12 protein-coding genes and 5 pseudogenes are annotated in these 9,422 nt (G+C 42.8%); 11 read left to right on the top strand and 6 right to left on the bottom strand.

Annotated features, from left to right (window positions below; all coding sequences use genetic code 11):
* Positions 1-87: 87 nt before the first annotated feature.
* Positions 88-648 (top strand): annotated as a pseudogene (locus tag V7K40_RS33765) (glycogen/starch/alpha-glucan phosphorylase); the annotation flags it as partial.
* A 119-nt stretch (positions 649-767) separates the two neighbouring features.
* Positions 768-920, top strand: coding sequence for a hypothetical protein (locus tag V7K40_RS33760; RefSeq protein ID WP_334967214.1), 153 nt, complete (start codon positions 768-770; stop codon positions 918-920).
* Here V7K40_RS33760 and V7K40_RS33755 read toward each other — a convergent pair.
* A pseudogene (locus V7K40_RS33755) lies at positions 893-1,202 on the bottom strand (IS1 family transposase); the annotation flags it as partial. The gene V7K40_RS33760 and the pseudogene V7K40_RS33755 overlap by 28 nt on opposite strands.
* Between V7K40_RS33755 and V7K40_RS33750 the strand changes: the two are divergent.
* Positions 1,202-1,483, top strand: a complete 282-nt coding sequence (locus V7K40_RS33750) for a nitric oxide synthase oxygenase (protein ID WP_334967213.1) — start codon at positions 1,202-1,204, stop codon at positions 1,481-1,483. The pseudogene V7K40_RS33755 and the gene V7K40_RS33750 sit on opposite strands and share 1 nt — an antisense overlap.
* Before the next feature lie 382 nt (positions 1,484-1,865).
* The gene (locus V7K40_RS33745; protein WP_334967212.1) at positions 1,866-2,159 is read left to right on the top strand and encodes a hypothetical protein; all 294 of its coding nucleotides are present in this window, start codon (positions 1,866-1,868) and stop codon (positions 2,157-2,159) included.
* A gap of 310 nt (positions 2,160-2,469) precedes the next feature.
* On the opposite strand, the gene V7K40_RS33740 is transcribed toward V7K40_RS33745, so the two are convergent.
* Positions 2,470-2,640 (bottom strand): hypothetical protein, encoded by a 171-nt coding sequence (locus V7K40_RS33740; RefSeq protein WP_334967211.1) that lies wholly within the window; start codon positions 2,638-2,640, stop codon positions 2,470-2,472.
* 60 nt (positions 2,641-2,700) lie between these two features.
* Between V7K40_RS33740 and V7K40_RS33735 the strand changes: the two genes are divergently transcribed.
* The 6 genes and pseudogenes from V7K40_RS33735 (at position 2,701) to V7K40_RS33710 (ending at position 6,143) form a co-directional block, all read left to right on the top strand.
* Entirely contained in the window at positions 2,701-3,081 is a 381-nt protein-coding gene (locus V7K40_RS33735; protein ID WP_334967210.1) for a hypothetical protein, read from the top strand.
* A complete protein-coding gene (locus V7K40_RS33730; protein ID WP_334967209.1) occupies positions 3,002-3,811 on the top strand; it encodes a hypothetical protein in 810 nt (269 codons plus the stop codon). The genes V7K40_RS33735 and V7K40_RS33730 overlap by 80 nt, the downstream gene beginning before the upstream one ends.
* Before the next feature lie 454 nt (positions 3,812-4,265).
* Positions 4,266-4,511: pseudogene (locus tag V7K40_RS33725) on the top strand (aldo/keto reductase); the annotation flags it as partial.
* A 371-nt stretch (positions 4,512-4,882) separates the two neighbouring features.
* Positions 4,883-5,749, top strand: coding sequence for an aldo/keto reductase (locus V7K40_RS33720; protein WP_334967208.1), 867 nt, complete (start codon positions 4,883-4,885; stop codon positions 5,747-5,749).
* Positions 5,750-5,759: 10 nt separating this feature from the next.
* On the top strand, positions 5,760-5,924 hold the full coding sequence (locus V7K40_RS33715; protein ID WP_334967207.1) for a phosphotransferase: 165 nt from the start codon (positions 5,760-5,762) through the stop codon (positions 5,922-5,924).
* Between the two features lie 6 nt (positions 5,925-5,930).
* A complete protein-coding gene (locus V7K40_RS33710) occupies positions 5,931-6,143 on the top strand; it encodes a hypothetical protein (RefSeq protein ID WP_334967206.1) in 213 nt (70 codons plus the stop codon).
* Between the two features lie 77 nt (positions 6,144-6,220).
* Here the strand turns inward: V7K40_RS33710 and V7K40_RS33705 are convergent, their stop codons facing one another.
* The 3 genes from V7K40_RS33705 to V7K40_RS33695 form a co-directional block, all read right to left on the bottom strand.
* Positions 6,221-6,631, bottom strand: coding sequence for an acetoacetate decarboxylase family protein (locus tag V7K40_RS33705; protein WP_334967205.1), 411 nt, complete (start codon positions 6,629-6,631; stop codon positions 6,221-6,223).
* Positions 6,632-6,784: 153 nt separating this feature from the next.
* Positions 6,785-8,230, bottom strand: a complete 1,446-nt coding sequence (locus tag V7K40_RS33700) for an alpha/beta fold hydrolase (RefSeq protein WP_334967204.1) — start codon at positions 8,228-8,230, stop codon at positions 6,785-6,787.
* 181 nt (positions 8,231-8,411) lie between these two features.
* Complete coding sequence (locus V7K40_RS33695) at positions 8,412-8,591, bottom strand: CopG family transcriptional regulator (protein ID WP_334967203.1); 180 nt, start codon at positions 8,589-8,591, stop codon at positions 8,412-8,414.
* Positions 8,592-8,798: 207 nt separating this feature from the next.
* On the opposite strand from V7K40_RS33695, the pseudogene V7K40_RS33690 reads away from it, so the two are divergent.
* Positions 8,799-9,269 (top strand): annotated as a pseudogene (locus V7K40_RS33690) (SDR family NAD(P)-dependent oxidoreductase); the annotation flags it as partial.
* Here V7K40_RS33690 and V7K40_RS33685 read toward each other — a convergent pair.
* Positions 9,199-9,422 (bottom strand): annotated as a pseudogene (locus V7K40_RS33685) (DDE-type integrase/transposase/recombinase); the annotation flags it as partial. The pseudogenes V7K40_RS33690 and V7K40_RS33685 overlap by 71 nt on opposite strands.

Below are 9,422 nucleotides of genomic sequence, written 5' to 3'. Positions count from 1 at the left end.
TCCAAAAACCGCTGCTGCCCCATCTCCCAGCGTTCTTCTCTCAAGAGCCATCTGTAGAGCTAGTGCCAACACTATGCCAGTTGCGTAAGTCCTGAAATTTCTACTGCTGGTAAGGAAGCTTCTGGCACAAGTAACATGAAGTTTGCAATTAACGGAGCGCTGACAATTGGTACACAAGATGGAGCAAATATTGAAATTCGCGAACGCGTCGGTGCAGAAAACTTTTTTCAGTTTGGATTAACTGCTCCTGAAGTTGCTCAGACAAAAACACAAGGATACAACCCGTGGAATTATTACAACAATAATCCTGAACTCAAACAAGCAATTGACCAAATTGCTGATGGCTATTTTTCTGATGGAAATACAGACTTATTTCAGCCATTAATAGATATGTTGAGAAATCAGGATGAATATATGTTATTTGCAGATTATCAATCTTATATCGAGTGTCAACAAAAAGTTAATCAAGCTTATCAAGAGCAGGAAAATTGGATCAGAATGTCAATATTTAATGCTGCTCGTACAGGTTATTTTTCCTCAGACCGTACCATTCGTGAATATGCTCAAGATATCTGGCATCTTCAGCCAGTGACGATTAATTTAAATGATACTCAAGAACGGGAGCAACGCGATTTTATGAGATGCTAAAATCTGGGACGTATATAGCAAGTTTGCAGGATGTGATCAGCTACGCTGGGCGGTTACGCCATCGCAACTAAAAAACCAGGTTTTGTTGAGAATATAGGGGTGTGATTGAGAACTAAACCATGATCTTACTTTTTCGCGTTGCTCCCTCACAAATTTTACCCAAGTTATTTCGATGGACTTGCTCCCGTTTAGATAAGCGATCGCCAGTACAACCAGTGTCTACGCTCGGCTACACCAGCCTCTACTATCCGCGGGCGTTGCTGAAAGAGTAATGAATTAAGCTAATGGAGGAACTGTGCGATACAACAAAATAGTGGAGCAGCAAGCGAAGTGAACACTTCAACATCTTCACTGACTTGGAGTAGCACAAGGGTTTTACAGTGTAGCCGTGCTAGGTAATGCCGAAGACGAGTATTTTCTCCCTCAACACGAGTCATATAAGTTTTGCTAACAATATGGTCGCCTGCTTCAATGAAGACCGGATAGACTTTGCAACCGTCCGTAACGTAGAAGAAACAGAGCCAGCATTTAATAATCTCCCATAAGGGCTTGAATAGCAGAGGTCTATCAGGAGTATAGGCGATCGCAAACCTATTGGCAAACTCCAGCAGAACTTGCCTACGGAGCCAAAGTTGCTTGGCGCAACAGCACAAATTGCATTAGCAGAATCTTCTGGCAGTTTCTAAATGTCCGCGACTTGCGCCATCTGACGACAGCCGAAGAGGTTTTTGCCGCCCTCGTTGAATACATTGAGTTAGCAACCAATAATGGCAACATTCGCCCTCACATTAGTATTTTTGCCCCTCAACAACTAGGCAAGAAGGGTATGCGTTGAGGGGGCGACAAGAATCGTCAAAGTCTTACAGGGAGAGTGATTCAAGTAACATACCCTTTCAAACAAAGGGAGCTTATTGACAATTAACTGTGTGGTTATTAGACAGCTATTTACGGGGGACAGTTTGATGGTAAAAAAGAATGGTTTCGTCAATTTAACAAGACCAAAAAAATAAATGTTACCCGCATTCTATCAAACAATCCTAGAAAAATACCTGAGTAATGCACAATTAATTACCCGAAAAATGCTGGTGTGGTTGCTACAGAATCAGAAGGAAGTCAGAATAGAAAGACTAGCTGCTACCTTGCCTTTACTAATCCTATAAAATAGCCGTCGTCGTCATCTACAACAAATATTTTTAAATGCTAAAGCGTTGAGTGTAGTGCTAGTATGGTTCCCGATAGTTGAAAAAATTTTATCACGTCTGTTAAAACCTGAGTCGCAATTGGTCATTGTCTTGGATAGAACCCAATGGAAAGAAAATAATATTTTGATGGTTAGCGTCATTTATCAAAAAAGGGCATTACCAATATTTTGGTGTCTACTGGACAAAGACGGTTGCAGTAACCTCCAAGAACAACAAAAAGTATTACGCCCAGTAATCCGGCTGTTAAAACATTATCAATTAATCGTCATTGGCGATAGAGAATTTCATGGAATTGAATTAGCAAGTTAGTTACATAGTCAAGGTTTTAACTCTTTTTGGATAAGTTTATATGGGCAAAATTGGATAGTCTCTTTGACTGAATGCCAAGAATTGGTTCTGTCCATGATGGCTACCGTTGGCAATAAGCAGCTATTTTATCAGCAGGGTTTGAGGGCTATGCTGCTTATACAGCAACCTCTTTAGCTTCTTTGTCGCCCCCTCAACTCCCCAAGTTTAGAAACTGGAGTCAGCATCGATATTCAAGGACATTTTGATGCTGTTTGGGGGATTTTTCAGGGAGTGCAGCCGATTAACTCTGTGCGGCAGATGTTGACAAGGGTTAGGGAAACTGTTGACCGTCATAATCTGGGTCAGAGAGTGGGGAATGTCGTTTGTAGGCAATGGTTCCACAACGATAGGAGGATTGCTCAGAAGTCAACACGTCGCAACACAAGCGAATATTGTGCTCTTGTCGGCGGCGGATAATGATGATTACAGCTTTGTTGACCAAAATTTTCAGCCCGAATCCCTACAGACATAGGGGAAACGTGGCTCTGTAATCAACGTTGAGATGCGGCGCTATCGAGAGTCTGTACTTGCGAGTTTGGTCGAAGATGGGTACACCGTTATTGATGCTGACGATGCCGACGATGATGAGAGTGGGGCTGTAATCGAGTCTGTTAAGGCGGCTAGTCAGGAATTGTACGCTAGTGAATGTCAGGCGATCGCTAATTCTGATGAACTCTCTGGGGCTGAACTATTGAAGCTGCAAGACAAAAGGGCGAAAACCAAAACCGAACGACACCAGCAGCGCAAAGCTGAATTGTCCCGTCGCTATGAAATTGACGTAACCCCTGATTTGGTCGAGAAAGATGACGAACGACGGCTGGTATCCTCAACTGCGGATGCACTACTATTTGACACTGAGGCGGGAGTTTTTGACAAAACGTGATGCTAAACGGGTTAAGGCGCAATTGGAAGCTGGGGAGAATTCGGTTTGGAAACCAGATTTTAACAAGGGGCAGTTATTGCCTGCTGTGTTGTTACTGGAAAATCTGAATTTGCTACAGTTTCTTACGCCAGACGTTCAGTTGCGTGGAACTGATGAGAAGATAGGGGAGTTTAAAGCGCTGGCTGTTCAGCACAGGCACATTATCAAGAATTACTTGAATGTCAGTATCTCGGAAAAACTGACCCCAGTAGCGATCGCACAGAAACTACTTGCCAAGATTGATTTGAAACTCGATTACGTCGGTCGGTTGGGTAAGCCTGAAAATCGGGAGTGCGTTTATCAGTTTGTTGCCCTTGATGATCAGCGTGATTCGATTTTCCGCCAGTGGTTAAATCGGGATGAAGCATTAAATCGTGAGTCGGTGTCAGGCAGCGATAATATAGTGTTAACCACACCAGGCACTGACACAACATTACAGGGCATTCCCCAGACATTAAATCAGGTTGAAAGTCCTGCCAATCACGGATGGAAGGGGTTACGCCTGAAAATGCGCCTTGGACTCGACAGCGTTGGCAAGTTCTACCAACAGTTAGTCTCCCAAGTTGGCTTTTCTGTTAGGATTGCTGATGGTGAACCTTACTGGAATGGGTATCTGAACCAGTGGCAGGTTTGGGTTAAGTTTGCTGCCGGGTGTAGGTCTGTGGTGTGCGATTGGCTAGAAGCTGTGTAGGTCATGTAGCTTAGAATATCGCTAAACTTTTGTCACCCTACTACTAAAATCGATTTTGTCCACACGAGTGCCAGTGAGACGTTGACAAGATAGCTGCCTTGATGAAAGCGGCATGCGATCGCAATAGTACAAGTTAGTAGAGTAGCTTTTAGCTTTTCAATGGATTAACACTGCTGTCGTACCTGATTGTGTTGAATATTTGGTTTTGCTCAATTTTTCCATATCAGAGACGGTATTCTCAAAGAAATACGATTTATGTCTACAGTCGCAATAAGATCATGGAAAAACTTCTATTGCCTTGTTTTACGCCATGATAAACACCCCCAAATACTACCATGCTCAAATCCAGAACAGCGATTGCACATTTGAGAACCTGCTTGGGTATCAACCAAGGGCGTTGCTCCCAATGCGGCATGAATCAGTCATTTTTTACCTGATATATTCACCACGTCCTGTTAAGCCAATCGAATGTCTTCACTATGCTATGAACTTGCCAACTTCAGTAGTAATTACAGGTATTGATAGTATACCAATTCTTGATTAAGCATTAGAAGCTGTACGTACTTTTCAACCGATGAGTCAGCAACAGCTCACGGTACTCCTGGCACGAACTGCCCAAGCTGCTCAAGGGCAGTATGAATTGTTTAAAACAACTAGCCATTTTGACAGTACAGCTAAGAATCCGGAATGGCTCGGATAAGAAATCAGAAATAAAACGCCCAGAATCAACCCCAAATTAATCTCATCGAGGGTGTGAAGCTTGAACTTAAGCATCGCTCCCGCTTAGAAGCAGTACAGGGAACTTAGCAGGCAGTATCAACGCAAATTGTTGCCCTACTAAAGTGGGTAAGGCTTAACTTGATGACACTTTCTTTGTCTCAACGCCATTTAATTTGTCACTGTACAATAGGAAAAAAGCTTGCAATCGGTAAACCACTTAAAGATAAAGTTGCCTTGGTGACTGTGGCAGTCTAAAGCACCCACCGATTAATTGAACCCAAGGTATAACTACAATTGATTCCTTATCGAACTCGGACACTTCCAACTAATTTACACCAACCGATTTACAGTATGTCTTCACTTAATGCTAGTGCTTCTGGACAATTTACCCTCTTGAATCGTTCAGTAACGCGGCTGGGCTTTGGCTCCATGCAGCTTACGGGCAAAGGGGTGTGGGGTGAACCCAAAAACCGGGAGGAGGCGCTACAAGTATTGAAACGCTTGCCCGATCTCGGAGTCAATTTCATCGACACTGCCGATAGCTATGGACCTTACATCGCTGAGGAACTGATCGCCCAGGCACTATATCCCTATGACGGCATATTTATCGCCACCAAAGGTGGACTGACCCGTACAGGTCCGAATGAGTGGCCGCCGGTAGGTCGTCCCGAATATCTACGCCAGTGTGTACTCATGAGCCTGCGCCGCCTGAAAGTGGAGCAGCTAGACCTATGGCAACTGCACCGCATCGATCCTAAAGTGCCTGAAGACGAGCAATTTGGTGTGATCGCCGATTTTCTCAAAGAGGGACTGATTGCGCGGGCTGGGCTGAGTCAAGTCTCGGTGGAGCAGATCGAGGCTGCACGGAAGGTATTCCCCGTGACCACGGTGCAGAACCGCTACAACCTCGTAGACCGGGCTGATGAGGCGGTACTTGACTACTGCACCCATGAAGGTATCGGCTTTATCCCTTGGTATCCGTTAGCCTCCGGCGACCTCGCCCAGTCAGGCGGACCGATAAACATGATAGCTAATGCACACGGCGCATCACCAGGACAACTGGCACTGGCTTGGGTGCTGAAGCGAAGTCCTAATATGCTGCCGATTCCGGGAACAAGTCAAGTTGCTCACCTCGAAGAGAATATTGCTGCCGCGCAGCTTGAACTTTCAGACGACGGGTTTCAGCAACTGGATAAAGCCGCTGCATCAGCCAAGTGATCGCTACTTTTTGTCTAATCTTTTAGAGCAACATATTGCTCACTTTGATGATGTACAATCCCCTCGCCTGCTTCACATGGATGTCTGGTCACAAAACATTCTGGTAGACTCAACAGGTCATGTGACTGGATTAGTGGATTTTGATCGCGCCGTTTGGGGTGATCCGGAAATTTAGTTTGCGGTGTTGGACTACTGTGGTATTAGCCAAAGAGCCTTTTGGCAAGGATATGGTAGGGAACGCCCAAAGTCTACCTCTGCTGTTATTCGGCAACAGTTTTATCTACTATATGAGGTGCAAAAGTATATGCAGATTGCAGTTTGGCGAAGGCGAGATGAGGTTCAGGCGTTGTTCTTCAAGCAAAAGAGTTTAGCGTTAGCGAATAATCTCCTTTAGTTGCACTAATAGGTCGCGATGAAATTGAAGTTACACCAATTCGCCAAAACAGTAAACTCATCACCTAATCGACTAGTTTACAAAAAGAAAATCTTTGGTTCATATGCTACTAAATGTAGAGATTGAGCGCAAATCGTCAGCCAAGGTTGACTATTACTCAAGTTTGTCAAAGGACTTTGTGCTGGTACGGCTAACCTAACACTCACCACCCCCAACCTGCACTCGGCTTCACCCTCAAACAAAAATAGATTAGACCGATTAGCACTGAAACTAGGTAAAGCTAAACTTTGCTGCCACAATGGAAGTTGCCAATCTACCTCAAGCGTACATAGTAGCCTTTGTTGTTGTCGCACACGGCAGCAAAGATGCTTAGTTTTCGACCAACTGAAGTCAGCCATTTGTGTAGGTAAGCCCCAGATAGATCGACCAGCCGCAGCAGCATCAGTATTGTCCACATAAACGCCTGAAAGTGTAGTCTGCAAAGGCATGGACGAATTACAGAGGCGGTTATGAAGCAGTTAAACAATACAAATACAACTTCAGAGTGAGTTGATGATTTACCAGCGATCATTCATTGATTGTCACTTTCTTTAGATCCAGTTTCTGTTTGACCTTGAATTACCACAAAATTTATCATAGTTTCAGCTTGCTAGAGGAAAAGTTGCTGCTAACATCCATCCAAAGAATAAGGTATTACCGATGGCATAACTCCAATATTCGTTAAGTAAGCTAGAAGTAAATGAAAAAATAGCCACAAGTATAGGGAACAAGGGCAGTAAAAGATAAATAAACCCAAGATTTGGTAGCAAGTAAAGTACTAAAATAAAACCTCCGATTAAGGCTGCACTTTGTCCTAGCCACCACAAAACACGTTCTCCAAACAAGAGATTTTGTTGGGCTATACCTGATGCTAAAAACCAAGGAAAACTAACAAGTGCAAGTATTAAAAACAATTGTAAACGTATCCCAGTTAGCCACCACTGTAACCACACTACTTGAGCCATCGCTCCGAAACCAATCCATAATACTATGAATAGAACAATGCCGATTCCTAAACCTCTAACTGTCGGTGGTTGCATTCGTGACATAAAGACAAGCCAAGTTAATCCTGCTGCACCAAACCAAATACTTACTGCTGTGCCTACTAAAACTCCACCTAAGTTATCAATATCACCGAGCCAATTACCTACTACAAGTGTACCGCTTGCAACAAAAGGCGCTACTATTAAGCCTGCCCAGCTTTTTAGTTGTTCTACCCTACTAGGGAGGAAAGAAGTAGTAATACTAGAAGCAATTGCTCCTAGTATTACTAACCACGCCAAGAAGTGTAAAACGTACCAAATCATTCGATAATCAACATAGGTGCTTTGACGCTGGATTCCAAAAGTAGCATCAAGCCAATTTCTAGCAGCAAGGTGGCTTTGAACGCGGAACAAAATTGTAATATGTTCAGCATTAGGAATAATTACTAGCTCTCTTCCCTTGCCCTGAAATAAATTTTTATTTTCTCCACCTGCGCTTTCAAGTAACCGCTTTGCATTGGCAATAAATCTACCTTTCCAGCTTCCTGCTTGCAATTGCAGATTAGGGGGAGCTTTTGGTGTAACTGAAGCACTTGTAGGAGAAATAGCTACGGTTGCCGCATAACGATTGACATTATTGATAGCAGCAGACATTACTGCACCGCTACCCATTGAGTGACCTAAAGTAGCTAAACGCAATTTATCTACCTCTGGTTGTTTTATAAGTGCTTCATAAGCAACATCAAGATTTTGCTGAAGTGAATTTTTTCGCAACGGTTTAGTATTAGCTGCATGACTATCAAAGTCCCATACTATAACTGCGTAACCTGCATCTGCTAACGTGTAGGCGTACCCAAGCATTAACTGCTTAGAACCTGCATACCCATGTGCTATTAAAACACCAGGTACATTTTTTGCATTCTCTGACACTATGTATGATAGCGGCACACCATCACAGACCATTTGCTTTTCTGTAACAGACGCCTGTACCGTCATTACTCTCCACCAAGAAATAGCAATTACTAATAGTGCCAAAATCAGCGTCAGTAAACGCTTATTGTTCATAGACTTCTAGTTAATAGACCTTTTGCAAATTATTTGATGGTATGTTAAAGGGTTTTGTAGTTGAAATCAATCTCAGCTTGCGATTCGATCTGGCAAAAATATCATTTTTTTGTTCATCTATATTCTGCATGACTACAATACGTGACTGACTTATTTTTGAAGCCTAGCTAATTCTGAAACTTCAGGGTCTGGCAAATTCCCCGATCCGAATGGCGCTGTCAACTTTTAAAGAACGCAGTAATTCTCGAATTACATCAGTAGCGGGTCTTCCTGTTTTTGCACAGTATTCTGACAATTTCTGTCTTTCTGTTGACGTGAGTAATACTCTTAGCCGTTTTACTGCCAATTTTTTATTGACCATTTAGTTTTTATACTGGCATATTACTCTTATCAGATAATAAGCAATAAACACTTATTGTTTGTACTCGCAGTGTTTTGAATGAGTAACAGTAATAGCTGATCGTGCTAAAAATTTTAGTGACAGGTGCAACTGGAAACGTCGGTCAAGAAGTTTTGAGCTTACTGCTGTTTTAGGTAAACCGATACGCTACAAAAAAAACGGGCATTAGTTACTGGTGGGAACCGAGGGATTGGGTTTGCGATCGCTCATGGTCTATTAACAAAAGATTATGAAGTGATTATTACTTCGCGCTCGTTTGATAACGCGAAACTTGCATCTAAGAAATTACAAAGAAAAGTAATTCCCATCGAATTGGATGTCACTGACGATCGCTCTATTGATCAAGCAGTAAAAACCCTGCACCAAAAGATTGATCGCTTAGATGTTTTGATCAATAATGCCGACGTGTATCCAGACAATGAATTTAATATTCTCACCATTGACCGAGAGTTGCTTGATTCCACGATGAATGCTAACGCATTTGGCGCAATTCGGATGGTGCAGGCATTTTGGTTGTGTTGCAAAAATCTGCAAAGGACGAAAGCTCTGTATAAATCAGAACCAGTTATCAAGCTACTCCGAAAATTTGAGCAACAAATTTCACTTGAGCAGCGATGTCTGTTTTTTCAACTCCTTTAACTTGTCCTTTGCGAATCATGTTCATTGTTTCATATCCCCTTAGAGAACGTCAAAGCCGTATTGAACGATGCAAATCCCATTCCTGGTTTGACCAACCTTTTGATAAATCGATGATCTTGTTCGGTGATTATTATTTAGATATTTAACTTGTCG

The organism is Nostoc sp. (assembly GCF_036917195.1).
Taxonomy (GTDB): domain Bacteria; phylum Cyanobacteriota; class Cyanobacteriia; order Cyanobacteriales; family Nostocaceae; genus Nostoc.
The sequence above is the reverse complement of the archived record's forward strand: the minus strand, read 5'-3'. Positions and strand labels throughout refer to the sequence as shown.

What these genes read in the sequence shown, in the direction of transcription:
- V7K40_RS33695 (WP_334967203.1), bottom strand. Translation starts at nt 8,591, where the DNA reads ATGGTCAATAAAAAATTGGCAGTAAAACGGCTAAGAGTATTACTCACG.
- V7K40_RS33760 (WP_334967214.1), top strand. Translation starts at nt 768, where the DNA reads ATGATCTTACTTTTTCGCGTTGCTCCCTCACAAATTTTACCCAAGTTA.
- V7K40_RS33705 (WP_334967205.1), bottom strand. Translation starts at nt 6,631, where the DNA reads ATGCCTTTGCAGACTACACTTTCAGGCGTTTATGTGGACAATACTGAT.
- V7K40_RS33735 (WP_334967210.1), top strand. Translation starts at nt 2,701, where the DNA reads ATGCGGCGCTATCGAGAGTCTGTACTTGCGAGTTTGGTCGAAGATGGG.
- V7K40_RS33730 (WP_334967209.1), top strand. Translation starts at nt 3,002, where the DNA reads ATGACGAACGACGGCTGGTATCCTCAACTGCGGATGCACTACTATTTG.
- V7K40_RS33700 (WP_334967204.1), bottom strand. Translation starts at nt 8,230, where the DNA reads ATGAACAATAAGCGTTTACTGACGCTGATTTTGGCACTATTAGTAATT.
- V7K40_RS33720 (WP_334967208.1), top strand. Translation starts at nt 4,883, where the DNA reads ATGTCTTCACTTAATGCTAGTGCTTCTGGACAATTTACCCTCTTGAAT.